This window comes from Cryobacterium sp. TMN-39-2, from assembly GCF_004402745.1.
Lineage (GTDB): Bacteria > Actinomycetota > Actinomycetes > Actinomycetales > Microbacteriaceae > Cryobacterium > Cryobacterium zongtaii.
This window is the reverse complement of record NZ_SOFX01000003.1, coordinates 44,032-70,237: the sequence shown is the minus strand read 5'-3', so window position 1 is coordinate 70,237 and position 26,206 is coordinate 44,032. Positions and strand designations below refer to the sequence as shown.

Annotated in this window: 17 protein-coding genes; 1 reads left to right on the top strand and 16 read right to left on the bottom strand. The window is 63.5% G+C overall.

All coding sequences use genetic code 11. From position 1 onward, the window contains the following. Positions 1-54: 54 nt before the first annotated feature. The 11 genes from pilM to E3O57_RS00405 all read right to left on the bottom strand — a co-directional run bounded on the left by pilM (position 55) and on the right by E3O57_RS00405 (position 11,534). Positions 55-1,104 carry a type IV pilus assembly protein PilM gene (pilM, locus tag E3O57_RS00455; RefSeq protein ID WP_103459270.1) on the bottom strand — a complete coding sequence of 350 codons (1,050 nt, stop codon included), beginning with the start codon at positions 1,102-1,104 and terminating at the stop codon, positions 55-57. Between the two features lie 56 nt (positions 1,105-1,160). Next, entirely contained in the window at positions 1,161-2,006 is an 846-nt protein-coding gene (locus tag E3O57_RS00450; protein WP_241990248.1) for an A24 family peptidase, read from the bottom strand. Continuing rightward, positions 2,003-3,526 carry a hypothetical protein gene (locus E3O57_RS00445; protein WP_103478899.1) on the bottom strand — a complete coding sequence of 508 codons (1,524 nt, stop codon included), beginning with the start codon at positions 3,524-3,526 and terminating at the stop codon, positions 2,003-2,005. Before E3O57_RS00445 ends, E3O57_RS00450 begins: the two co-directional genes overlap by 4 nt. A gap of 56 nt (positions 3,527-3,582) precedes the next feature. Then, a complete protein-coding gene (locus E3O57_RS00440; RefSeq protein ID WP_103459143.1) occupies positions 3,583-4,212 on the bottom strand; it encodes a hypothetical protein in 630 nt (209 codons plus the stop codon). Beyond that, positions 4,212-4,643 carry a type II secretion system protein gene (locus E3O57_RS00435; RefSeq protein WP_133159731.1) on the bottom strand — a complete coding sequence of 144 codons (432 nt, stop codon included), beginning with the start codon at positions 4,641-4,643 and terminating at the stop codon, positions 4,212-4,214. Before E3O57_RS00435 ends, E3O57_RS00440 begins: the two co-directional genes overlap by 1 nt. 121 nt (positions 4,644-4,764) lie before the next feature. Further along, positions 4,765-5,211, bottom strand: a complete 447-nt coding sequence (locus E3O57_RS19175) for a type IV pilin protein (protein WP_279326924.1) — start codon at positions 5,209-5,211, stop codon at positions 4,765-4,767. Between the two features lie 238 nt (positions 5,212-5,449). Beyond that, positions 5,450-6,679, bottom strand: coding sequence for a type II secretion system F family protein (locus tag E3O57_RS00425; RefSeq protein ID WP_103478898.1), 1,230 nt, complete (start codon positions 6,677-6,679; stop codon positions 5,450-5,452). Next, positions 6,680-8,212, bottom strand: coding sequence for a type IV pilus twitching motility protein PilT (locus tag E3O57_RS00420; protein WP_103459141.1), 1,533 nt, complete (start codon positions 8,210-8,212; stop codon positions 6,680-6,682). Between the two features lie 41 nt (positions 8,213-8,253). Next, positions 8,254-9,921 carry a GspE/PulE family protein gene (locus E3O57_RS00415; RefSeq protein WP_103459140.1) on the bottom strand — a complete coding sequence of 556 codons (1,668 nt, stop codon included), beginning with the start codon at positions 9,919-9,921 and terminating at the stop codon, positions 8,254-8,256. A 159-nt stretch (positions 9,922-10,080) separates the two neighbouring features. Continuing rightward, positions 10,081-10,761, bottom strand: coding sequence for a hypothetical protein (locus E3O57_RS00410; RefSeq protein ID WP_103459139.1), 681 nt, complete (start codon positions 10,759-10,761; stop codon positions 10,081-10,083). A 74-nt stretch (positions 10,762-10,835) separates the two neighbouring features. Beyond that, positions 10,836-11,534 (bottom strand): hypothetical protein, encoded by a 699-nt coding sequence (locus tag E3O57_RS00405; RefSeq protein ID WP_103459138.1) that lies wholly within the window; start codon positions 11,532-11,534, stop codon positions 10,836-10,838. A 168-nt stretch (positions 11,535-11,702) separates the two neighbouring features. Here E3O57_RS00405 and E3O57_RS00400 point away from each other — a divergent pair, with 168 nt between their 5' ends. Beyond that, positions 11,703-12,917, top strand: coding sequence for a hypothetical protein (locus tag E3O57_RS00400; RefSeq protein WP_103478897.1), 1,215 nt, complete (start codon positions 11,703-11,705; stop codon positions 12,915-12,917). A 205-nt stretch (positions 12,918-13,122) separates the two neighbouring features. Here the strand turns inward: E3O57_RS00400 and E3O57_RS00395 are convergent, their stop codons facing one another. From E3O57_RS00395 to rpoB, 5 genes are all read right to left on the bottom strand, one after another. Further along, positions 13,123-16,011: a bifunctional diguanylate cyclase/phosphodiesterase gene (locus E3O57_RS00395; RefSeq protein WP_103478896.1), complete on the bottom strand. Its 2,889-nt coding sequence runs from the start codon at positions 16,009-16,011 to the stop codon at positions 13,123-13,125. Between the two features lie 205 nt (positions 16,012-16,216). Next, the gene (locus E3O57_RS00390; RefSeq protein WP_134456541.1) at positions 16,217-16,972 is read right to left on the bottom strand and encodes a hypothetical protein; all 756 of its coding nucleotides are present in this window, start codon (positions 16,970-16,972) and stop codon (positions 16,217-16,219) included. Positions 16,973-17,340: 368 nt separating this feature from the next. Further along, entirely contained in the window at positions 17,341-18,039 is a 699-nt protein-coding gene (locus E3O57_RS00385) for a hypothetical protein (protein ID WP_103478894.1), read from the bottom strand. A gap of 114 nt (positions 18,040-18,153) precedes the next feature. After that, positions 18,154-22,050 carry a DNA-directed RNA polymerase subunit beta' gene (locus E3O57_RS00380; RefSeq protein WP_088457226.1) on the bottom strand — a complete coding sequence of 1,299 codons (3,897 nt, stop codon included), beginning with the start codon at positions 22,048-22,050 and terminating at the stop codon, positions 18,154-18,156. 44 nt (positions 22,051-22,094) lie between these two features. Further along, on the bottom strand, positions 22,095-25,586 hold the full coding sequence (rpoB, locus tag E3O57_RS00375) for a DNA-directed RNA polymerase subunit beta (RefSeq protein ID WP_103429995.1): 3,492 nt from the start codon (positions 25,584-25,586) through the stop codon (positions 22,095-22,097). Positions 25,587-26,206 lie beyond the last annotated feature (620 nt).

The window sequence follows — 26,206 nt, the reverse complement described above, 5'->3', positions numbered from 1 at the left end:
GGCTGACGCGAGGCTCACCGCCGAGGACCAATTCGCTGTCGTGCGTTGTCCCGATCATGCTGCGCTACCCAGAGCGAGGCCGAGTGCCACAAGGTACTCTCCACGGGTACGGCTGAAGTCTTCAGCGCTGAGTCCTCGAGCGAAGGTGACGGCCCCGAGGGGCTCCGGTCGCACCACCGGTAGCCGCGTGAGTTCCCCCAGCGCCGGACCGAATCCGATAAGTTCGCTGCCGCCGCCCGTGAGAACCAGACGGTCGACGGTGAGTCCAGGGCGTGTGTTCACGAAATAGGTGATGGTATTCCTCAGGCTGTTGAGAATTTCGGTTGCCACCTCACGAATGATGGTGACGGCATGTTCATATCCTGGCTCGACCCCACTCGGGGCCAGCCCGTGGGACCGCTTGATCACATCGGCGTCCTCAATGGCCGTCGGCAGCCGGGTGGCGATCGCCTGTGTGAGGTCATCACTGCCTGCCGGGATGATGCGCACGAACTGGGGAACTCCGAGGATCGTAACGACCACACTGGTCGTACGCGCACCGACGTCGATCTGCACGACGACCCCGGGATCGGATTGGCCGCGGTAGATGACCCGGCTCAGGGCAAACGGAATGAGATCGACCTCGACGGGACGAAGCCCAGCGAGCTGGACGGCCTTCACGTTGCCCTCCACGGACGCTTTGACGGCGGCAACTAGGAGTCCCCGGACCTGCGGGCCCTCTCCCTCGTCCACCTCGGCGATGGGATAGAAATCGAGAAGAGCATCTGACACGGGTACTGACAGCATGTCCTGAACGTGAAACGGCAGGGATTCACGGATACGCGCCTTTGAGGCCTTCGGGAGCGCGAGGTCACGCACGAGCACGCGGTGATTGCCCATACCGATCACAACGTCCTTGGTGGCAAACCCTCCGCTCGACCACAGTAGCTTGAGGGCCTCTGCCACGGTGTTGACTTCCTGCACCTCGCCACGGGCAACGGCACCCTCTGGAAGGGGGACGCTGTGGTACCGAGTGATTGTAGGCTGCGGTTTACTCGCCCCGGTCAATTCGACCGCCCGTATACCGGTGCTGCCGATGTCAATTCCTACGACGCTTGCGACCATGGCCACACGTCCTTTCCTGCCGAGCTTGGTGCTGAATAGAGGTATTGGTCCACGAGCTAGCTCAGCCCGAAGGCGCCCAGGTATGCGGTCCACAGTTGCTGCCCACCGAAAATGCCCACCCACGCGCCGATGAGCATCCAAGGGCCGAAAGGAATGCCTGACTTGCGACTGGCTTGACGAGTGACGACCAGGACGATGGCGTACATACCTCCGAGAAGGAAAGCAGCGAAGGCTCCCACCACGAGCGGTCCCCAGCCTAGCCAGCCGAGAAATAGCCCTAGCACTCCGGCGAGTTTCACATCGCCGAAGCCCATGCCACCGGGGTAGACCACAGCGAGCAGGAAATAGAAAAGCCACAATGCGCCCATACCGACACAGGCTCCGAGTAGCGACCCATAGTCGCCAGTGACGACACTGATTGTGCCAAAAAGCGACGCCCCGACGATATAGGACGGCAAAACGATGCGGTCGGGCAGAGTATGGGTGTCAAGGTCGATGAGTGCAAGGGCAACGCTTACGGCGGCCAGGTAGAGGTACGCGACCAACGCCAGGGCAAGTCCCACGCCGGAGCCGGCTGGTGCGGCCAAGGGCTTGTCGAGGAGTGCCCAGCCGACGGTAGCCGAAAAGAACACACCCGTTCCGAACTCAACAACGGGGTAGCGAACCGAGATGCTAGTTCGGCATTGGCGGCACCGGCCCCGTAGCAGCAACCACGAGATCACCGGAATGTTGTCGACCGGGCGGATTAAGGCTCCACAACCGGGGCATGCGCTCGGCGGACTCACTATCGACCGCCCATTGGGCACCCTGTAGACAACAACGTTGAGGAAGGAGCCGATCAATATCCCGAAGATTCCCGCCACAGCGATGAATGCAGCGTCCACGCCGTCGAGCGGGCTCACCCGTTGAGGTCTCTTGATGACAGCTCCGAGCCGAGTACGCCGCCGCTGCCGCCAGTGCTCCCGGAAGTTCCGGTACTCAAGTTAGCCCCGGGCATCCCCACCGGCACGAATGTAAGACTGCTGTTGCTGTTGAAATCCACCTTGCTGCCATAGATCTGCCCTCGCCATGCATTGCTCGAGTTGGACATCCCGCACGGTGTGTAGACCATGGCTACGACGGGTGCGTTGATTACGGTTGTGGTGTTCACCGCGCTCGCCCCTCCACCTGCCGGGCAATCGGGAACGTGGTTAGTGAGGTTTGAATCGGGGGTGATAAACCAGAGGCGCTTGGCTGCGGAATCACTTGAGGTGACGTTCAATCCCTGGATCGTCACCTTGTTCTCGATGAAGGCGATATCGGTCTTCATCTGCCAGTCCAGGGTGCCCGAAACAAGGGTGAGTCCCCCGGGGCAGGCCGTCCGGGTGTCCCAGACCGTGGGCACACTCATTGGGACGAAGGTGCCGGTGAAGAAGGTGGAGGCCTGGAAAGAGACGTCGACATTACAGACGTTTGCAGCGTTGTTAACGCTGGTCGGCCACGAGAGAATCTGAAATCCAGCCGAGGTCCAGGTCGAGGGTACGAATCCGTAGTCGAGCCAGTCAGGCACGACTGGGGCTTGCACCGTGGTGTCTCGAAAGGTCACAGTGCCGGTGGCGATGGACTGCTTGATCGCGCACTTGTAACCATTTTCATCCCACCCGTTGTTCGGCGATGGGCACCGGCTAGCGCTGGTGAAGGCGGTTCCCGCCAAATCGACGAAGCCTCCGACCCGGGTGTTGGGACCGAAGGTGCTTTCCCCAGTGCTTGCCGAAAGTGCGTTGCCACCGATGAGGCCGCTTTGCAGGGTTAGTTTGCCGGCTGCCCAAATGTCGCCCGTGACCTGGCATGCGTTGTTGAGGATGGCGTCGCCCTCCGCCACGTACACCTTTCCCTGTACCAAGCTGGATTCCGTGCAGCTCAGGGTGCCTTTCTTGATCATGACGTCGCCCACGGACGTCGAGGACAACACCCGGAAGCTGTTGAATGTGCCAGCGTTGTAGGAGTACATGGCGCCCCCGCTGGCCGTGATCGGAGACGACGGGGTGTAGCCGTAGATGACTTCCACCTTGCGGGTGTCACGGGCGGATTGTGTGGCAACGCCTCGATTGATGGCTGAGCCTTGTGAAACGATTTTTATCCGCACCGCCGCAGCCGATCCGATGGGGCAGGAGGCCCAGGTGTTTCCCGATGCGCTGAGGGAATACTGCACCGTAGCTGTGAATACCGGCGCGTTGGCCACTGCCGGGTTGGAATAGCTTGCCTGGCAGGCGTTGGTGCCAGTCAGCTGCGCAGCCACATAATCAACCCCAGCCTCCGCCGCCGCGAGGGACTGCACCGAAGCCCGCACTGAGGAGGTTTGACCGAGGGATTGCGTGGTCATGCCAGCGACGAGGGTTGACAGGACAATCAGCACAGCCATCACCGAGATCACCAGGATCAAGCCGCTGCCTCGAGTGCCATCCTCGCGGAGTTCCCGAACCCTTCGTTTCACGCGAACTAGAAGCACGTCGACGTCGCTCCTACCGTTGGTTGACGATCGAGAGCGCTGCTGACGACCTTGACATCCGGGGAGGTGCCCGCATCAATCGACAGTGAGATTCCGATCTGGTTGCCGGTTCTGGTGAAAGGCAGCGCGCCCGACTGGTTTACGCCCTCGCCCCAAATTTGCCACCCTGTCGGCGCCGCAGCGGGAGTGTTTGCCGGGAGGCTTGCCAGATAGGCCACGTTGGGCGGAACGATGGCAGCCAGGGGGACAGTTCTCACGAAAAGCTGGCCCCCATGGCTCGGCACATAGAACCAGGCCTGGCATTGAGTCGACGAGGTCGCGCCCCCTGTCGTCGTTTCGACGACGAGTAACTGTGTGCCGGCAACACCGACTGCCGCGACCGTGGGCGTGTACGGAGTCTTAATCGCCACCGCATCCCGCACCCCAGCCTGCACGCTTGAGGTGAGTTTCTGTGCGAGGGAAGTGGCGGTCGTCATGCTTCGCACCAGGGTGGTCGTGCGTGAAGATCCGGCCAGCAGCCCGCCACCGATGAACACGACCAGCACTAAAAGCAGGGAGTAGATCAGGAGTTCCACAAGAGTGAAGCCAGCCGTGCGGTTGGTCTGCGGTGTCTGACGCATCAGGATGCCGCCGTCAGCCGGACGTAGGTGGTCGCCGACGAAAGCGCACCGGCAACGCCGACCTTCGCCACCGAGACGGTGACCTGCACGATGCCCGGATAGGTGGCCGGACACGTGCTGACGGTACGGGTTGCCTGATAGTTCGTCCCGCGGGCGTCGGTCATGACGGGCGGGGTGGAAGGGCCGTATCCACCCGCGCCAGTGAATGCCGCACAGCTGGTTGCAGTGCCGCGGGCGATCTCCAGCTGCTCGTTGGCAATCTGCGTTGCGGATGCAATGGTGGCATTTCGAACGGCTAGCTGCATGCCCTGCGCGAAAAGAGGAAGGAAAGAAATAGCAAGGATCCCGATAAGAAAGATGCAGACGACAATCTCAATGAGTCCCAATCCATCGTCCGAGCTTGGTCGGACGGCTGCGTCATCGCGGATCACGTCATTGTGTCGGGACACCGGTTCACCCCTCATTGCACCTGCACTTGCCTTCGTAAGACTGAGTGGGACGCCCAAGAACTGGACGTCCCACTCCAGCGGGGCCCAAGCCCCAGTGAGCTACCTAGCAGACGACGTTCTTGACGCCTTCGCTGGCCTTGATGCGGAAGGGCCCACCGCCGGTGCGGGTTCCGTTGATGCAAAAGTCAGTCGATCCGGTGGCCGGGGCGGTGCCGAATGAGAGGGTGACTCCCTCGGTGATTGTCAGGCCGTAGTTCTTGAGCTTGACGCCGGCCGTCGAGGTGCCAGCAAGGTCAGCCGTCACGAGCGCTGACGGGCTCACTGAGTCGGTGTAGTAGGCCACGATGGCGGACTTGGCGTTTGCCAGGTCCGACTTAATGGCGGCATCCTTCGAGCTGTCCTGAATGCCCAGAAACACGGGGATAGCGATCGCAGCGAGGATTCCGATGATGATCACGACGACGAGAAGTTCGATAAGGGTGAAGCCCTTGTCGTCCTTGTCGGCGAGTTTGGCACGCTGGCGGGAGAGGGCACTCGAGATGGAGAGCATGGGTCGTCCTGTTCTGTGGGGGTGAAGGGGTAAACAGGCTTTCGGGTGCCTCACCTGAGGTTACGACCTAGCCGCATCCCAGAACGACACGATTGCTGAAGATAAGCTGTGAATATGACCCCCAAAACGGGGGGTGGTTGAATGTATAGCGTCGACAGCCCAAATATGAGATTTCATCAGCTCATTCTCGCAACACCTCGGGCCGCCGTTGCCGCCCAAGTCTGGGCGTGTGCACGAGCTACTCGATGAGCTTGAAAATGTCGAAAACAGGAAGGTAGAGAGCCACTATCATGCCACCCACCACCACACCGATGAAGGCCACCATGAGCGGTTCGATCAGCGAGGTGAGCTGCTCGGTGGTTGACTCGACCTCGGCGTCATAGAAGTCAGCGATCTTGCCGAGCATCTGCTCGAGCGATCCCGAGTCCTCCCCGACAGCGATCATCTGAGTCACCATGGCCGGGAAGATCGGCTCGTTGGCAAGGGGTCCAGCAATGGACTTGCCTTGCCGCACTGACTCCGCCACGTTCCGTAGTGCCATTTCGACTACCCAGCTTCCGCTGGTCTCACCGACGATTTGAAGCGCCTTGAGAATGGGAACGCCCGCTCCGATCATCGCCGAGAAATTGCGGGTAAAACGCGCCACCGCAATCTTGGTCATCAAGGGCCCGAAAACCGGCAACTTGAGCTTCAAGGGGTCAATGACCTTGCGCACGCGTTCGGTGTGTCGGTTTTTATGCCACCAGACGGTGAAGAAGACCGACCCAATGACAACCACCGGCACGATGTAAATCATCATCTCCGACAGCCATACCAGCATCTGGGTGGGTAGCGGCAGCGTGCCCCCGAGCCCTTCGAACATTCCCTTGAACACCGGCACGATGAAGATCAGCATGGCGGCCACGGCGACAATCGCCATGATCAGCACGATCACCGGATAAGTGAGCGCCGACTTGATAGTGCCTCGAAGTTTCACATCTGCTTCAAAACTGTCCGCGATTGAGGTCAGCGAGTTTTCGAGGAATCCCCCGGTCTCGCCTGCACGAACCATGTTGATCATCAGCGGCGGGAAGTCTTCCGCATGCTGCTGCATAGCGTCAGACAGGGCAGACCCAGTTTCGACATCGGATCGCACCTTGCCGAGAATGTCAGCTAGAGCTTTGCTTTCTGTTTGTTCCGCCAAGATGTTCAGGGTACGCAACAACGACAGACCCGACGAGATCATGGTCGCCATCTGCCGACTCATGATCGCCAGATCAGCGAGCTTCACTCGCTTCCTGAAGCCGCCGATATTGATCTCTCGGTTCAGTCCAGTGCCCGCCGAGGCCTCTGCGATCGAGATAGGAGTGAGTCCCATGGTGCGCAGACGTGAGGTGACCGCTAGCTCAGAAGAGGCGTCAACGCGGCCCTTGACGATGCGGCCAGCAGCATCGCGGCCCTTGTAGGCGTAGGCCTGGGTGCTGGGCATTTAATACGCTCCGGGAGAATATGCGTCGCCGAAATCTGTGTCACCCGTTGATTTGCCAGCGGAGACACCACCGCTCGGGTCAAGCTCGACGCGTCTGATCAGCTGGGCGAGGCTCGCGGGATCCTGTGCTTTTTCCTCCGCCGACCTGCGGCTGATAAGTCCCGAATTAACCAAGTCAGCAAGGTGCTGATCCAAAGAGTGCATCCCCTGTTCCCTGCCGGCCTGCATGGCGGAGGAGATCTGGTAGGTCTTGCCCTCACGAATGAGGTTCGCGATGGCGGGAGTCGCGAACAGCACCTCGGTGGCCACCACACGGCCGCCGTCGACCCGTTTAACCAGGGTCTGGCAGACCACACCCTGCAGCGTCGCCGCGAGCTGTGAACGCACCTGGGACTGTTGGTGAGGCGGGTACACGTCGATGATGCGGTCAATTGTCTGGGCGGCGCTTTGGGTGTGCAGCGTCGCGAAGACGAGGTGGCCGGTCTCGGCGGCGGTCAACGCCACCGAGATCGTTTCAAGGTCACGTAACTCGCCGATCAGGATCACGTCGGGGTCCTGCCGCAGCACGTGCTTGAGGGCGGCCGCGAAGCTGTGCGTGTCGCCGCCGACCTCGCGCTGGTTCACCAGCGACTTCTGGTGCCGGTGCAAGAACTCGATCGGGTCTTCGACGGTGACGATGTGGTCGGCGCGGGTGCGGTTGACCTGGTCTACGAGCGCGGCAAGTGTGGTGGATTTTCCCGAACCGGTGGGCCCCGTGACGAGGACCAGACCCCGGGCCATGGCGGCGAAACGACCCACCGATTCCGGCACGCCGAGGTCCTTGAGCTGCTTGATCTCCCGCGGAATAAGCCGGAAGGCTCCACCGATGGAGTTGCGCTGCTGGTAGTAGTTCACCCGGAACCGGGCACCGCTCGTGGTGTACGCGAAGTCTAGTTCGAGCTCCCGCTCGAATTCCTCCCGTTGCGTAGGGGTTAGCAGGCTATACAGGGCGGACTGCACCTTCTCGCGCATCCACCGGTTGGTGTTGTCGAGAGGGCGGAGCGACCCGTTCACGCGGATGTTCGGTGGTGCACCGACAGTCACATGCAGATCCGAGCCGTCCAGGTCGAGCACCTCTTGGAGGGCGTTCAGAATATCCTGGTCGGCCTCGACAACATCCTCGAATCGCTGCGCCCGGCGGGGGCGTGAAGTTCCGGCAGGCACATCTACGCGGGGTCGGAGCACTTCGTTGCTGGAGGGGTCCAGAGCCGAGCGGGTGAGGTCGGGTCGCGCCGAATCGGGGATGATATCGATGTCGGCCACTGTGCGCGCAGGCTCCGCGTGGGTGGGGTAGACGGGCACGGTATTGGTGGGCTGGTCATAGATGGACTTGAACACCACCGGCTCGGTGGGCGGTGAATCCGCCGGGTCCTGCAGGTACCACGGTAACGGCGCCTCGGGAAGAACGGCGGTCGCCTGATCGGCGTCGGGATCGTCTCTGCTCTGCGGCCGTTGCGGCGGCGTCACCGGAATCTCGTAGATGGGCTGGCTCATACTGATTTCCCCTTCGGCACTACGCATCCACTCGTTCGGCACTAGGCGACCACTCGCAGAACTTCTTCGATGGAGGTCAAACCCATCCGAACTTTGGTCCAGCCGTCTTCGCGGAGGGTGATCATGCCCTGATCGCGGGCGGCCTGGGCGATGTCGGCGCTGGAGGCGTGCGCCACCGTAAGCCGCTCGATCTCCTCGGAGACAGTCATCACCTCGTGCACGGCGATCCTGCCGCGGTACCCGGTCTTGGAGCAACTCGGGCAGCCGACCGGTTTGAACAGTACCGGCGCCTCGGTGTCTTGCGGGGTACTGAAACGCAGGTGCATCAGCTCGCCAGGATCGCGCGAATCCGGGGCTTTGCAGCGGTCGCAGAGCCGCCGGGCGAGCCGCTGAGCGACCACACAATCCAGGGCGGAGCCCACGAGGAACGGCTCGATACCCATCTCGGTGAGCCGGGTGACCGCGCTGGGCGCGTCATTGGTGTGCAGGGTGGAGAGCACCAGGTGACCGGTGAGGGACGCTTCGATGGCGATCTGGGCGGTCTCATGGTCGCGGATCTCACCGATCAGCACCACGTCCGGGTCGGACCGCAGGATCGAGCGCAGCGCGCTGGCGAAGGTGAGTCCCGCCTTGGGGTTCACCTGAACCTGGTTGATGCCGGCCATCCGGTATTCCACCGGGTCTTCGACGGTGATCACGTTGATCTCGGGCCGCGCCACCGTGTGCAGGGTCGTGTACAGGGTGGTGCTCTTGCCCGAGCCTGTGGGGCCAGTGACCAGGATCATGCCGTACGGCTTGGAATAGGACCTTCGGTAGGCCTCAAAGTTGCCCGGCAGCAGGTTGAGGTCTTGCAGACTCATCGACGTGCTGGAGTTGTCGAGGATTCGCATGACGACCTTTTCGCCCCACACAGTGGGCAGCGTGGCCACCCGCAGGTCGATATGCCGGCCGCCGTGGCTGACCGACATGCGGCCGTCCTGCGGTTTGCGTCGCTCGGCGATGTCGATGTCGGCCATAATCTTCAGCCGGGAGATGACACCGTTTTGAATGCTCTTGGGCGCCCGCTGCATATCGTGCAGCACCCCGTCGATGCGGTACCGCACACCCAGGCTGTGTTCGCCCGGTTCGATGTGGATGTCGGAGGCCTTGTCCTGAATGGCCTGGCTGACCAGGAGGTTCACGAATCGCACGATCGGAGCGTCGTCGTCGAGTGAGTCCGAAACTCCGAATGCGCTTTCCTCCGGGGCGTGTTCCTCCTGCAGGGTAGTGGTGAGGTTGCTCAGCTCGTCGTCGGCGCGGTGGTAGCGCTCGATGGCGGCCAAGAGGTCGGCGCGCTCCACGACGACCGGATTGACGCGCATACGCGCCGCCTCGATCACGTCATCGAGTGCGAAGACGTTGCCGGGGTTGACCATCGCGAGCACGAGGCGGTTCATGCTGACCGCGATCGGAAGCACCTCGTGGCGTTTGCAAACGGCGGCTGAAACCAGGGCTACGGCGGCGCGGTCGACCGGATAGTCGAGCAGGTCCACAAAGGGCAGTTTGGCCTGCGCGGCCCGGGCCTTGGCAAGTTGCAGCGACGTGATAACACCGCTTTCCACCAGGGCCCGGGCGGCACCTTCGTCGGCCGGATCGTTACTCATCACCGTGTCGAGGTATTCGATCGGCAACGAGCCGTGAAGAATCAGGATTTCGGTCAGGGTAGGCATTCGACCCTCCCCGGATCGTGGCTGTGCGGTGGAACTCGGGGAGAACAAATTCTGCGCGAAAGACGGCGCCCGAGGCGTCCTGTGTGACAGATTACGGTATCTCCGGGCGTTTCGGTGTCACCAGTCCCTTAATCGGGGGTGGGCGCGTCGGCGCCGTGGTCAGGCACCGGCCCAGATCGTGTTGACCATGTCGTGGGTGTAGCCATCTGGGCCGGCATTCACCCAGAGGGTTGCCAGCCAGATGCCGCCGCGCAGGAAGTGTGACTGGCCGTAGCGGCCGACGTCGGTGGTGGTTTCGGTGATGCAGCGCAGCCCGTCCAGCTCCTCGTAACACTCCATGCCCAGCGCGCGGAGGCGGCCCTCGACGCCTGCGGTCTGCTCGGCGGTGACCCACACCACGCTGGTGGACACGCCGCTGTCGGACGCCCCGGCGGGGCTGACCCACCGGCAGCTGAGGTGCTCGCTTCCGTTGATGATCGCGCGCAGCTCGGGGTCGTCGGCGCCGTCGCGCACATCGGCGCCGGGCTGGGTGGTCCAGGCCGGGTTGAGTACCAGGTCGCCGAACGCACCGACCATCGTTGGGCTGTAGATCTGCTCGCAGGCGGCCGGCTTGGGAGTGCCAGGTTCGAGCACGGCGGTGGGGGCGCTGACCGCGGCAGCCGCCGCCGGCGCTGCTGGCACGGGCCGGGCGTCGGGGTCCGCTGCGGGGGTGGGCACGGGCCGGGGTGAAAATACCACCCACACCGCGGCCAGCACGACGAACACGGTCACGATACCGCCCAGGATCAGCAGCACCCACTGTGCGCCGGCCGTGATCGTCGGTGTTCCATGAACGGGCATTCCGCCTCCCTGAGCGCAATCCTCCCGGAGGATTTTGCGCACAGCATAGCCCGACCGGGCGAGGGAGGTGCTGGTTAGGCGCCGGCCCAGACGGTGGCGACCATGTCGTGGGTGTAGCCATCCGGGCCCGCGTTCACGTAGCGGGTAGCCAGCCAGATGCCGTCGCGCAGAAAGTGCGACTGGCCCGCGATGCCCTCGGCACCCTCGGTCGATTCGGCGACGCAGCGGATGCCGCCGAGCTCTTCATAGCAGTTCAGGCCGTCGCCGAGCAGCCGCTGGTGCACCGCTTCGGACTGCTCGGCCGTGACGAAGACCACGTTGGAGGTGAGGCCGCTGCCCGAGCCGCCGTCTGGGTTGCCCCATACGCAGGTGAGGTGCTCTGCGCCCTCGATGACGACGATGAGTTGTTCGTCATCGGTGCCGAACAGCACGCCGGAGTTGACGTCTTCCTCGGCCCACTCGGGGTTGAGGCTGCCGGTCTCGTTGAGGGTGGCCAGCATGGTGGGGCTGTAGATCGCCTCGCAGCTGGTGGGGCGCGGCCCGGCGGCCACTGCGGGCGCGGCGCTGGCGACGGCATGCGGCTCGGCGGTTGCGGTGGGTGTGGGGCGCGTGCCCGGCAGGGAGTCGTCGGAGCCGGAGGGAGTGCCCGCTCCCCCGCGCCAGACGACGAGCACCACGATCAGCGCCACGACCAGCAACACGCCCACCGCGCCGAGGGCGAACCACAGCGGGCGCCGGGACGGTGAACCAGTCGGCAACGTTGCAGCGCCCATGGCGGTGACCCCCTTCGAGATTTTCTCCCAGCCTAGCTGGCCGCGGTGGGTTGCCCCGGATGTGGGCGTTGTTCGTGAATACGATCCCTGTGCGCTGGGTAGGGTCTAGCCATACGTCGACAGCCAGTCGTCTTTTCTTTGGGGGGTACCGTGCATTTACGCGATGCGATGATTGACAACGAGGGAAACGTGTTCGGCGACGGGCTGATCGCCTACCCGCCCGACCCCACAGGGGTCTTCACCAGCCCCAAGGCCGGAATGGTTCGCGTTACATTCCGTGGGTCTCGTATCGTCGAGTTTTCAGCGTGCCGGGCTCATCGGGATCCCATTACCGGCTACCTCACGGCAGAACCCGTCAGAGTTCGCGTGCAAATACCGGATGACCTCGCGCGCATTCTGGCACGGGCAATCCGAGCGACTCCGCGCTTGAGTCCCTTCACTTTTGCGCTCGACGAAGAGGGCATGATGTACGCCGATTCAGGACATGAGGCGTTCCGTCAGGGTCTGTCCGACTGGCGTGGGTCAGTGTCCTATGCCGACACTGGGTTCAGGGTGAAGCTCTCGGCGGCGTTGCGCTCGGTGTTGCCGGTTCCCGTACACAGACCGGTTGATGACCCATGGCCTGCAGATGCCGACCCGACCTCTAGAGTGAGTGTCGAGTTCTGGCTGGATGCGATGACAGCTGTCGTGCGCTTCGGCGGTATCTCGAACGCCCTCTCCGAAAAGCGCGAGCCACTACCGTCTCGCGTCGTACGGACGTCTCTTGACGCCATGCGCCTGGATGCGGCGCCTCTGGGATTCAACGGAGCGTTTTGGGGCATCACCGCCGACAACAAATGGGTCAGCATCTACAACAGCGCCCATACGGATGTGCAAAGTTCCTTGTACATCGACACCCCGAGCGTCGAGCATCGATACGAGTGCGGTCTGATGACGCCATCGAATAGATTCCCCCGCATCATGTTCAACGGAATCGATCTCGACATGGTCGGTGCGAACATGAGGTCGACGCGGAATTTCGGCCTGACGTTGACGAGCAACGACCCCGGCTCCATTCACTGGGATAGCTGGTCCACCGATGGGCCTGGCGCCTCAAGTGGGTTGCTATGGGCGAGCCTTGAATTCGAGCTGACGATAGACGGCCTCGTTTTCAGCTACTCAGCTCTGCCGATCAAGTCGTGGAGCGAGGCTCAAGCTGATTCGCTCCGGGCTCAGGGTGTGCCCAGCGCAGTAGTGCGAGATATCCAGAGTCGCTCGGACTACTCATCACATCGACTCAACGAGGCCTGGCTGGTCGGGACGATCACCATCCCCTGGGAGGTGCTGATCCTCCGCTCAATGTGGTTCGGCCGCCACAGGGAAGCACTTCTGGAAGAAGGCTGACCTGCACATGCTGTCGCTTCCGTAGTGAATTTCGCCCGGCCTAAGTAGCCGTTTGCCTCCGGGCCGGATGCGGGGCATCATGGGTCGCGAGCCACCGTGTGTTCATGACTCCTTGTTGCGCGACCTAGTCCGCACTGTCTGTCACACGGTGGCTCCTCGCATCCACTGGTGGCGCTTGTCGGCGACGCGCCTAAGGACGAGCGCGTCAGGTGGCGAAGACGACCGCGGGGGAAGCGCTAGGAGTCGGCTTCGAGAAGAGGTAACCCTGGCCGTAGCGGCAGCCCATCGCCTGCAGCAGGTCTCGCTGGTTGGTGGTCTCGATGCCCTCGGCCACCACATCCAGATTGAGGGAGTCCGCCAAACGGAGGATTCCTTCCACTATCGCTCGATCGTGTTCGGACCGTTCGAGGTCGCGGATGAACGACAGGTCGATCTTCAACAGGTCCACAGTGAACTCGCGCAGATGTGTGAACGACGAGTAGCCGGTGCCGAAGTCATCGATGGCGAGCCGCACTCCGATGGCGCGCAGCTCCTGGAAGGTTCGGGCGGCGGAGTCGATCGCCTCGAGCACGGCGCTCTCGGTGAGCTCCAGCCAGAGCTGGTCAGGGGCCAGACCCGACTCCCTGAGCGCGCGCTTGACGACCGCACCGAAGTCGTCCTGCACGAACTGCCGGGCCGACACATTCACGCTGACGGCCACGTTGCGCTCCAGGGCGGTCGCCGCGTGGCAGGCCTGGCTCAGCACCGTGGCACCGATGCCCTTGATCAGGCCGACCTCTTCGGCAATCGCGATGAACTCAGCCGGGGAGATCAGCCCACGCTCGGGTCGCCGCCAGCGCGCGAGGGCCTCGGTCGCCACGACTCGGTTTTCCTGCAGGTCCACGATGGGCTGGTACCACGTCTCGATCTCGCCCTGAGCGACGGCGTCGCGCAGAGCCAGCTCGGTGTCGAGCCGCTGGTGAATGCGGTAGCGCAGGTCGTCGTCGAAGACTTCGTATCGGGCGCGGCCCCGTCCCTTGGCCAGATACATCGCCTGATCAGCGTTGCGCAGCAATGACTCGGCGTCGTCATGACCGAGCCCGAATGCTATGCCGATACTGGCGTCTACGGATGCGATCTGGTCACCGAACTGGATCGGCGCTGAGATGGCCTTCTGGAACGCCTCGGCGATCTTGTTGACATCCCCGCTGCGGCCGACATCCGGGCAGATGACCACGAATTCGTCCCCGCCGATGCGGGACACCGTGTCGGTCGCCCTGGCGTGCTGGCGCAGCCGGAGCCCAACCTGCATCAGGACGGCGTCGCCGGCGTGATGGCCGAGGCTGTCGTTGACGAACTTGAATCGGTCGAGGTCGATGAACAACACGGCGACGCCGGTACCGCGACGCGACGCCTGGAGGAGAGCCTGGTTCAGCCGGTCGAGGAGCAGCAGGCGATTGGGCAGGTTCGTCAGCGGATCGTGGAAAGCGAGGTGCTCGACCCGGGCTTCGGCCAGGCGCCGGGCGGTGATGTCCTCGAGTTGGTACAGGAACCCGCCGGCCTGCTCACCCTCGTTGATCTCGGCGATGCTGACCTTGACCCAGGTTTCCTCACCGTCGTCGCGTCGCATCCGACGATCCATGCGGCGGCCCGTCGGGCCGTCGACGCCGACCGTCGCGGATGCTGCGCCGTCCCCGGCATTCGCCGGACTGAACATCGACTCGATGGGCTGATTCACCACCGGGATCAATGATCCGGCCAGGTCGAAGAGCCGTTTGTTCGCCTCGACGACTATTCCGTCCAGCGACACGATGGCTGTTCCGAGCGGCGACGAGGCGAAGGCGGCCTCGAAGCGGGCACTCGCCGCCGATGCCGCGTGTTCGGCAGCGCGCAACGCGGTCACGTCGGTCACGCTGGCAAGGTGCCCGAACACATCGTTCGCATCCGTCATCGGGGCGGTGCTCACCTGCACCCAGTTGACCTGCCCGGAGGGAGTGCGGAATCGCATGGTCGTCTCGTACGCCTCCCCGGCGTCGACGTACTGTTGCCATTCCTGACGCACTCGGTCGGCGTCGTCGGGGTGCATGGCCGCGACCCAGCCGTCGCGCCGCGACTGGCGCTTCGTGAGCCCGCTCAGCTCGAGCCACTGGTCGTTGGCCGAAATGATTCCGCCGGCAGCATCCAGTTGCACGATGCCAACCGGTGCGATCTTGATCAGCGTGTGGAGCGTGTCCGCCGTCTCCGCCAGCTGCCGGGTGCGAGCGTCGACCGTCTCCTCGAGGGTGTGGTTGGCCTCGGCGAGGGCCTGCATGGCCGCGTCCCGCTGGCGATCGAGGGTGCGCAGCCGGCGCGCCGCGATCCAGGCGAGCCCGGTGCCGAGAACTGTCATGACCGCGATCAGGATGGCGACGCCGAACACCGTGTCGTACCAGCCCAGGCGGCGGCCCGCCAGGTCGGCCAGCCCCAGGACGAACGGGCCGAGGAACAAGACAGGAATGACCGGGCGGAGCAGATGCCCCGCGCTGCCCGGGTCGCCCAACAGCGCGATCAGACCGTTGGCGGGACGCTGCAGCAGGATCGACAGCGACAAAACGGCCAGTCCAAGCGCCGAGGGCAGCGCCATGCTCGCGAACCCGCCGACACTGTAGAGGGAGGAGACCCCGTAGGCGTAGCCGAGAATCGCGATCAGGCTGATTATGAGCGTCCCGAAGGCCAGTCCGAGCATCACGCTCGCGCGGGCGAGCCGGCTGGCGACGACGGATGCCCCGAGCAGCAGCAGCGACACCGCCGTGGCCGGCGCCATGCGCGCGGTCTGCCCGTCGAAGTCGATACCCGCAAGCTCGTCAATGCCGAGTGATATCCCGAAGATGTACTCGGCCAGGGTGAGCGCACCGATCATGGCAACAGCGAGACCCAGACCCAGAGTGACTCGGCGCCGGTCCAGCATTGCCACGGCAACAGAGACGAGAATAAAGCCCACGGCGGTCATCGGCTTGATCGTCCACAGGCCGGTGATGGCCCCGGGTATAGCGCCCAGCCCGACGTACCATCCGATCAGGAGGAGCACACCAACCGCTCCGGCGACGGCCGCTCCGGTGAGACTGGCCAACCGCATGATGTGCCTCTGCTCCCGTTGGCAGGAGCGCCACTCGTCATGATGATTCTACCGGGCTGCCGTTCCTCGGACCCCACGCCGTTGGTTGAGCTTGTCGAAACCCGGTGACCATGCCTGTGTTGCGAGGCGGGGTCACGGNGGGGGGGGGGGGGGGGGGGGTCTCGACAAGCTCGATCAGCGAGTGCCGCGGGGCCGCATGGCGGCGTTACCCCGCGCCGCCACCGCCGGGACCGAACACGAAGATGACCGCCAACAGGCCCGCCATCACGGAACCGACCACGCCAAACAGCGCGATATAGAAGACCATCAGGTTGGTCAGCGGGTGAAGCTCGAGCCAGGTGAAATAGTCCGGCTCGCGTTTCGCGAGCGCCCAAGGGCTGAGCTCCCCCTCCGGGACGCGCAGCGTCGCGGGCATTGCCTCGGCGATCGTGAGCAGGTCGGTCATCGTCCACACCCACATGCTCAGCCGCAGCACCGTTGTGTCGCCGTTCCGCAACACCGCCCACTTTTCATCGACGACACCGATCGGCGTTCGGAGTGGCCGATACGGTCTGCCGCCCGACCCCGTGACATCCCAGTACCAGATGATCTCGGTGGTGTTCGTGGGCTCGATGCGGCGCCGCCGACCGAACAGGTCCCGATACTCGAGGTAGCGGTCCGGCGCGATGGTCAGGGAGCGACTGCGCGTCCGGGCGTAGCCGGTGAGGATGAGTCCCGGAACAAGGAAGAACAGTCCGAGCCAGCTGAAAGGGTTCTCTGGCGGGTGGACGAGAAGAACCACGGCCGGCACGGCCCCAACCACGGTTAGGCCGACGCCGGCCCAGGTGCGTGCCTGCTTCGGACGAAGCGTGATCAATCCTCCGCCAGCGGATGTGTCAATCAGCGTGGCGTCGCGCTTATCTGGGTCGTTGCCGATTTGAGTGAAACCGCCGCCGGGGCGCACACGGGCCCGGGGACTCACGATGATTGTCCGGCTTCTTGCTGCAGCCAGTCGGCGAAGGAATGGAGCGTTGAAGCTGCCGCCAGCGGGGCTGCGGGAGCCCGTTCTTCGATGTTCATCCGTGGTGTCCCCCTGGATCGCGGCCATCGCCGTGTGGTGGCGCGGGGCCAGACCCGCTGTGGGATTAGCGTCGCCCGCCCCGGCCGCGTTGAGGCTAAAGGTAGCGGACAGGATTGGTATCAACGGTGGAATCATGCTGGTGGTGGGCGCCTTTTGCCCGGAATGGGGGTGCGCGGTCTCAGCGGAGGTGCGGAGGATAGCGACAAGCTCGACCGCCGAGACGGTCCCGGCCGACGAGGGGCCCGACCGACCACGAAGCCACAAACGGGTCAGTCCCCCGGCGCCATGGGCCAGAGGTTGTTCACAATGTCGAGCGTGTAGCCCTCTGGGCCAGCGTTGGAGTACTCCGTGGCCACCCAGATGCCGTCGCGCAGGAAGTGCGACTCACCGAAGTAGCCCTCGTCGTCGGACCCCTCCGTGGTGCACCGCAGCCCACCCTGCTGTTCGAAGCAACTGTAGCCGCGGTCGGCCAGAAGGGCCTGGATGGTGGCGCTGTCCTCGGCATCCACCCACACCACTGCGGTGGAGACCCCGGCGCCGGACGGCCCCTCTGGCATGCCCCACTGGCAGAGGAGGGAGTCATTCGCCTCGATGACCTGCTGCTGCACGGGGTCGTCCTCGCCGATCCGCATTTCCAGCTCGGGGTCGTTCAGCCAGGCCGGGTTGAGCACCATGCTGCCGAATGCGGCGACCATCTCGGGGCTGTACAGGTCGTCGCAGGATTCCGGCCGAGGCGTGCCCTGGGCGGCCGAGCTGCCCGGGGTGGGGGTCGGAGTGGGTGTGGCCGGCGCCACGGTTGCTGACGGCGTGGGCCGGGCCGCCTCTGTAGCGGCCGGGGTGACCTCGCCACGCGGCCAGAACAGACCGGCGAGGATCGTCGCGGCCGCGAGCAATACAGCGAACACCCCGATGATCACCCACAGCCGGCGATTCGCCGGAGAGGGTGCCGATGAATGCGCAGCGCCCATGAGTGACTTCCTCGCGGTTTCCGCCCAGCATAGTCCGGCCGCCCAGCGGCGTCACCGTTAACGGGGAATGGCCCCCTGCCGAAGCAGGGGGCCATTCTCGGAAATCACACTCGGTTAGTTGTACGTACCGGGGGTGAAGTCGTCCGACGAGAAGCTGTCGAAGTCGACGAAGCTCAGGTCACCCTCGGTGAACGCTGCATCATCGGTGAAGATGCGGTTCGGGTAACGCTCAGCCTTGGCTTCATCCGTTGCCTCGACGTTGACGTCGCGGTAACGGGGAAGACCGGTGCCGGCCGGGATCAACTTACCGATGATCACGTTCTCCTTCAGGCCCATCAGCGGGTCGCTCTTGCCTTCCATGGCCGCCTGGGTCAGAACCCGGGTGGTCTCCTGGAAGGAAGCGGCCGACAGCCACGACTCGGTTGCCAGCGAAGCCTTGGTGATACCCATGACTTCCTGACGAGCCGAAGCCGTCTTCTTGCCCTCGGTGAGTGCGGTGCGGTTGAGTTCGTTGTACTTCAACCGGTCAACGAGCTCGCCCGGAAGCAGGCCGGTGTCGCCGTGCTCCACGACAGTCACCTTGCGAAGCATCTGACGAACGATGACCTCGATGTGCTTGTCGTGAATCGGCACGCCCTGCGAACGGTAGACATCCTGCACGCCACCAACGAGGTGCTTCTGCACCGCACGGACACCCTTGACGCGAAGAACTTCCTTCGGGTCGACGGCGCCGATGATGATCTGCGTGCCGAGCTCCACGTGCTGGCCATCCTCAACGAGGAGGGTCGCGCGCTTGAGCACCGGGTAGGCGATTGCTTCGTCACCGTTGTCGGGGGTCAGGATCACCTTGCGGCTACGATCCGTGTCCTCGATGGTGATGCGGCCAGCAACGTCGACGATCGGCGATGCACCCTTGGGGGTACGCGCCTCGAAGAGCTCCTGCACCCGGGGCAGACCCTGGGTGATGTCGTCTGCGGATGCGGAACCACCGGTGTGGAAGGTACGCATGGTCAGCTGCGTGCCGGGCTCACCGATCGACTGTGCGGCGATGATGCCGACGGCCTCTCCGATGTCCACGAGCAGGCCGGTAGCGAGCGAACGGCCGTAGCAGACCGCACACACACCGACAGCAGACTCGCAGGTCAGCACCGAGCGCACCTTGATGTTCTCGACGCCGGCGGCAACCAGCTTCTCGATCATCACGTCACCGACGTCGTCTCCGGCGTCAGCAACGACCTCACCCTTGGCGTTGACCGCGGGGGCGGCGAGGCTGCGGGCGTAGACCGCGTTCTCCACGTTGGGGTGACGTGAGAGAGCGCCGGCGGCGTCGACCGTGGCGATCGGCAGTTCCAGACCCTTGGTCGTACCGCAGTCGTCTTCGCGGATGATGACATCCTGCGAGACGTCGACGAGACGACGCGTGAGGTACCCGGAGTCTGCGGTACGCAGAGCGGTGTCGGCCAGACCCTTACGAGCACCGTGAGTAGCAATGAAGTACTCGGCGACGGACAGGCCTTCGCGGTAGCTCGAGATAATCGGGCGAGGGATGATCTCACCCTTCGGGTTGTTAACCAGACCACGCATACCGGCGATGTTTCGCACCTGCAGCCAGTTACCACGAGCACCAGAGGTAACCATCCGGTTGATCGTGTTGTCGGCCGGGAAGTTCGCCTGCATGGCCGCGGCGACGTCTTCGGTCGCCTTGGTCCAGATCTGGATGAGCTCCTGACGACGCTCGAGGTCGGTCGTGAGACCCTTCTCGAACTGCGACTGAACCTTCGCGGCCATCTTCTCGTAGGTACCGACGATCTCCTTCTTGTTCGGAGGCGTCAGGATGTCACTGAGCGCGACGGTCACACCGGAGCGGGTGGCCCAGTAGAAGCCGGCGTCCTTGATGCGGTCCAGCGTTGCCGCTACTTCCACCTTCGGGTACCGCTCTGCGAGGTCGTTCACGATGGCCGAGAGGGTGCCCTTGTCGGCAACCTTCTCGAAGTACGGGTAGTCAGCCGGCAGCGCCTCGTTGAAGATGGCGCGGCCCAGCGTGGTGTTCACCAGTACGGTTCCGACGGCCTGACCATCGACCAGCTCAACACCATCGGGCTGAGTGCCCTCGGTGAAGTACAGGTCGCTGATGCGGATGCGCACCTTGGCGTTCAGGTCGAGCGACTTCTGGTCGTGGGCCAGGATGGCCTCCGAGACAGAGGTGAACGCGCGGCCTTCGCCGGTGACGCCGTCCTTGAGCGTGGTCAGGTGGTGCAGACCGATGATCATGTCCTGGGTGGGCAGGGTCACCGGGCGACCGTCAGACGGCTTCAGGATGTTGTTCGAGGCGAGCATCAGGATGCGTGCTTCGGCCTGGGCCTCCATGGACAGCGGCAGGTGCACAGCCATCTGGTCACCGTCGAAGTCGGCGTTGAACGCCGCACAGACGAGGGGGTGCAGCTGGATGGCCTTACCCTCCACGAGCTGAGGTTCGAAGGCCTGGATACCGAGGCGGTGCAGCGTGGGTGCACGGTTCAGCAGAACCGGGCGCTCACGGATGATCTCCTCGAGCACGTCCCAAACCTGGGGGCGGCTGCGCTCGACCATGCGCTTGGCGGCCTTGATGTTCTGAGCGTGGCTCAGGTCGATCAGGCGCTTGATCACGAACGGCTTGAAGAGCTCCAGAGCCATCTGCTTGGGCAGACCACACTGGTGCAGCTTCAGCTGCGGGCCGACAATGATGACCGAACGGCCGGAGTAGTCAACGCGCTTACCGAGCAGGTTCTGACGGAACCGACCCTGCTTACCCTTGAGCATGTCGCTCAGGGACTTGAGGGCGCGGTTACCGGTACCCGTGACGGGACGGCCACGACGACCGTTGTCGAAGAGCGCGTCAACGGCCTCCTGCAGCATCCGCTTCTCGTTGTTCACGATGATCTCGGGGGCACCGAGGTCAAGCAGACGACGCAGACGGTTGTTGCGGTTGATCACACGACGGTAGAGGTCGTTGAGGTCGGAGGTCGCGAAACGGCCACCGTCGAGCTGCACCATCGGGCGCAGTTCCGGCGGGATGACCGGCACGACGTCGAGCACCATCGCGGCCGGCGAGTTGCCGGTCATGATGAAGGCGTTGACGACGCGCAGACGCTTGATGGCGCGGATCTTCTTCTGACCCTTGCCCTCGGCGATCTGCAGGTGCAGGTTTTCGCTCTCGGTGACCAGGTCGAAGGCCTCAAGGCGCTTCTTGATGGCCTCGGCGCCCATGAAGGCCTCGAAGTACATGCCGAAGCGGTCCTGGAGCTCGTGGAAGACGGAGTCTTCCGGCTTCAGGTCGCCGACCTTGAGGGTGCGGAAGTCTTCCCAGACACGCTCGAGGTGAGCGATCTGCTCGTCGAGGGCCTTGCGGACCTGCGACATCTCCTTCTCGGCGGCGTCCTTGGTGCGCTTCTTCTGGTCGCTCTTGGCGCCTTCGGCCTCCAGTGCTGCGAGGTCGGTTTCGAGGCGCTGCAGGCGGTCGGCGATGCGGGAGTCGCGGCTGCCTTCGAGGGTCTTGATCTCGAGACGCAGTTCGTTCTCCAGCCCAGGCATGTCCTGGTGGCGACCGTCTTCGTCAACCTCGATGACCATGTAGGCAGCGAAGTAGATGACCTTTTCGAGGTCCTTCGGAGCCATGTCCAGCAGGTAACCGAGACGCGAGGGAACACCCTTGAAGTACCAGATGTGGGTGACCGGGGCGGCGAGTTCGATGTGGCCCATGCGCTCACGGCGCACCGACGACTTCGTGACCTCTACGCCACAGCGCTCACAGACGATGCCTTTGAAGCGCACTCGCTTGTACTTGCCGCACGAGCACTCCCAGTCGCGGGACGGTCCGAAGATCTGCTCTCCGAAGAGACCGTCCTTTTCCGGCTTGAGTGTGCGGTAGTTGATGGTTTCGGGCTTCTTGACCTCACCGTGCGACCAACGACGGATGTCGTCAGCGGTGGCCAGGCCAATGCGAAGCTCGTCAAATGTTGTTACGTCGAGCAATTTCTCTCCTTGGAAAGTTTTCGAGTATTCGTCAGTGGCCTGGTTTAGATGTCGTCGATTGACGACGACTCAAACCGGGTGGAAATGTTGATGCCCAGTTCCTCCGCTGCGCGGAAGACCTCGTCATCCGTGTCGCGCAGGCTGACTGCGGTTCCATCGGCCGAGAGCACCTCGACGTTCAGGCACAGCGACTGCATTTCCTTGATCAGAACCTTGAAGCTCTCGGGGATACCGGGTTCCTGGATGTTCTCGCCCTTGACGATGGCTTCGTACACCTTGACGCGGCCGAGGATGTCGTCCGACTTGATGGTCAGGAGTTCCTGCAGGGCGTAAGCGGCTCCATATGCTTCGAGCGCCCACACCTCCATCTCACCGAAACGCTGTCCACCGAACTGCGCCTTACCACCCAGCGGCTGCTGCGTGATCATGGAGTACGGGCCCGTCGAACGTGCGTGGATCTTGTCGTCGACGAGGTGGTGCAGCTTCAGGATGTACATGTATCCGACCGCGATGGGCATCGGGTACGGCTCGCCGGAGCGGCCATCGAACAGCTGCGTCTTTCCGGTCGAGTCGATCAGGCGGTCCCCGTCACGAGTCAGAGTCGTCGAGTCGAGCAGACCGGCGATTTCTTCCTCGAGCGCGCCGTCGAACACCGGGGTCGCGACCTTGGTGTTCGGGGCGGCGCTGTGCGCGGCTTCGGGAAGACGGCCGGCCCACTTGGGCTTACCCTCGACCTGCCAGCCCTGCTTCGCGATCCACCCGAGGTGGGTCTCCAGCACCTGACCGAAGTTCATGCGGCCCGGGATACCCAGCGGGTTCAGGATGATGTCAACCGGGGTTCCGTCGGCGAGGAACGGCATGTCCTCGACCGGCAGGATCTTCGAGATGACACCCTTGTTGCCGTGACGACCGGCGAGCTTGTCACCCTCGGTGATCTTGCGCTTCTGGGCGATGAAGACGACAACACGCTGGTTGACGCCCGAGCCGAGCTCGTCGTCGCCATCCTGCGAGTCGAAGACCTTGACACCGATGATGGTGCCACGCTCACCGTGGGGAACCTTCAGGGAAGTGTCGCGAACTTCGCGGCTCTTCTCGTTGAAGATCGCGCGCAGCAGGCGCTCCTCGGCGGACAGCTCGGTCTCGCCCTTCGGCGTGACCTTGCCCACGAGGATGTCGCCGGGGCGAACCTCGGCGCCGATGCGGATGATGCCACGCTCGTCCAGGTCTGCAAGCAGGTCCGGGGAGACGTTGGGCAGGTCGCGAGTGATCTCTTCCTTGCCCAGCTTGGTGTCGCGCGCATCCACTTCGTACTCTTCGATGTGAATCGAGGAGAGAACGTCGTCCTTCACCAGGTTCTGGCTCAGGATGATGGCGTCCTCGAAGTTGTGACCCTCCCATGACATGAATGCCACGAGGAGGTTCTTTCCGAGTGCGAGCTCACCGTTGTCGGTAGCGGGACCATCGGCGATGACCTCGCCGGCCTCGATACGCTCGCCGGCGTTGACGATGACGCGGTGGTTGTAGCTGGTGCCCTGGTTGGAGCGGCTGAACTTGCGCAGGTAGTAGTCCTGCGTTCCGCCCTCGTCGAGCTGGATGGTGACGACGTCAGCCGACACCTCCATGACCACACCGGACTTCTGTGCGGTGAGCACGTCGCCGGCGTCGATGGCCGCGAAGCCCTCCATACCGGTTCCGACCAGCGGGCTGTCACTGAGCAGCAGCGGCACAGCCTGACGCTGCATGTTGGCACCCATGAGTGCGCGGTTAGCATCGTCGTGCTCGAGGAAGGGGATGAGCGAGGTCGCGACGGAAACCATCTGGCGCGGCGAGACATCCATGTAGCCGATGTCTTCTGCCGGGAAGAGGTCAACCTCTCCACCCTTCTTACGCGCGAGAACACGGGTCTCGGCGAAGCGGGCGGCCTTGGTCAGCGGGGCGTTGGCCTGCGCGACGATGTACTCGTCTTCCTCACTTGCGGTGAGGTAGTCGATCGTCGTGGAGACGACACCATCGATGACTCGACGGTACGGGGTCTCGATGAAACCGAAGGCGTTGATCCGCGCGAACGAGGCGAGCGAACCGATCAGGCCGATGTTCGGGCCTTCCGGGGTCTCAATCGGGCACATGCGGCCGTAGTGCGACGGGTGAACGTCTCGCACCTCGACACCTGCGCGGTCACGGGACAGACCACCCGGGCCCAGCGCGGACAGGCGACGCTTGTGCGTCAGTCCGGCGAGCGGGTTGTTCTGGTCCATGAACTGCGACAGCTGCGACGTACCGAAGAACTCCTTGATCGCGGCGACGACGGGGCGCACGTTGATCAGGGTCTGCGGGGTGATCGCTTCGATGTCCTGCGTGGTCATGCGCTCGCGAACGACGCGCTCCATGCGGGACAGACCGGTGCGGACCTGGTTCTGGATGAGCTCGCCGACGGCGCGGATACGACGGTTACCGAAGTGGTCGATGTCGTCGATGTCGATGCGGATGTCGGTCTCGACGCCGTCGCGGGTGCCGCGGATCGTGGTCTGGTTGTCGTGCAGCGCAACCAGGTACTTGATCGTGGCCAGGATGTCCTGCAGCGTGAGAACGGAGTCGGTGAGCGGCGCCTCGAGGCCCAGCTTGCGGTTGATCTTGTAACGACCAACCTTGGCCAGGTCGTAGCGCTTGGAGTTGAAGAAGAAGTTGTCCAGCAGCGCACGCGCGGCCTCGGCGGCGACCTGTTCTCCCGGGCGCAGCTTGCGGTAGATGTCCTTGAGGGCTTCTTCCTTGGTGAGGATGTTGTCCTTCTCAAGGGTGAGCTCGATGGACGCGAAGCCCTTGAACTCCTCGAGGATCTCTTCGGAGGTGAGTCCGAGGGCCTTGAGGAACACCGTGACGGACTGCTTGCGCTTGCGGTCGATGCGAACGCCGACCTGGTCGCGCTTGTCGATCTCGAATTCGAGCCAGGCACCACGGCTCGGGATGACGCGGGCGGAGTAGATGTCCTTGTCGGAGGTCTTCTCCTGTTCGCGGTTGAAGTACACACCGGGCGAACGCACCAGCTGCGACACGACGACACGCTCGGTGCCGTTGATCACGAAGGTGCCCTTGGGGGTCATCAGCGGGAAGTCGCCCATGAACACGGTCTGGGTCTTGATCTCACCGGTGAGGTGGTTCATGAACTCAGCGTTCACATACAGCGGTGCGGAATAGGTCTTGCCCTTTTCCTTGCACTCGTCGATGGTGTACTTCTCCGGCTCGAGCTCCGGGTTGGTGAAGGACAGCTGCATCGTCTCGCTGAGGTCCTCGATCGGAGAGATCTCCTCGAAGATCTCGTCGAGACCGGTGCGAGCGTTCAGGTCGTGACGACCGGCAGCCTGGGCCTCGGCGAGGCGAGCTTTCCAGATGTCGTTTCCGACGAGCCAGTCAAAGCTCTCGGTCTGCAAGGCGAGCAGATCGGGAACCGTGAGGTTGTCAGAAATCTTTGCGAACGAAAGACGGCCAGCAGCTCGTCCGTTCTTGGGTGAATTGGTGGTTGCGTTGCGCGCAGCAGCCAAGGAAGTAACCTCCGTGGACCCCGTCAGGTCTAATCACTGTTAGTAATTTGGTATGGACTCCGCAGATCCTGAGCAGGGATGTCCATCCTGAGATATGAGGACATCCGGCTCAGAAATGTGCTGCAAGGTGGCTTGAGCACGCAAAGCCGACCGCAATATGAAGGCAGAGTTAAATCTGGGAGCGCAAAGGTCAACTATATGCCGTTGTTGCGCCCGTGTCTACTGGAATGTTGACCTTCGCCAAATTCTCAGGTATAACCCGGTTTCACCGGCCGGCTGGAGCGGCGGGCGGGGTGTTGAGTTGCTCCATTGTGCCTCATCCGGCAGCGTCCTGCTGCGGCCATCGAGCGCGTGTCGTCTGTATGGCGCAGCCATCCGCTCCGGGTGTGGCCGCCGACTTGCCAGTTGGCGCCCTGTGGCGGGCCCTGAAGGGGCGTCAAGTGGCACCTCACCGCAACGACGGCCGCATCGTGGCCCCCGATTTGCCGCAAAGTACCCCTTCAGCACCCGCTAAGGGTGCTTTCGGCGCAAGTCGGCGGGCGGGTTCTGCGCGACTTGCCGCAAAGTGCCCCTTGCGGGCCCGCTAAGGGTGCATTTGGCGCAAGTCGGCGCACGGATGC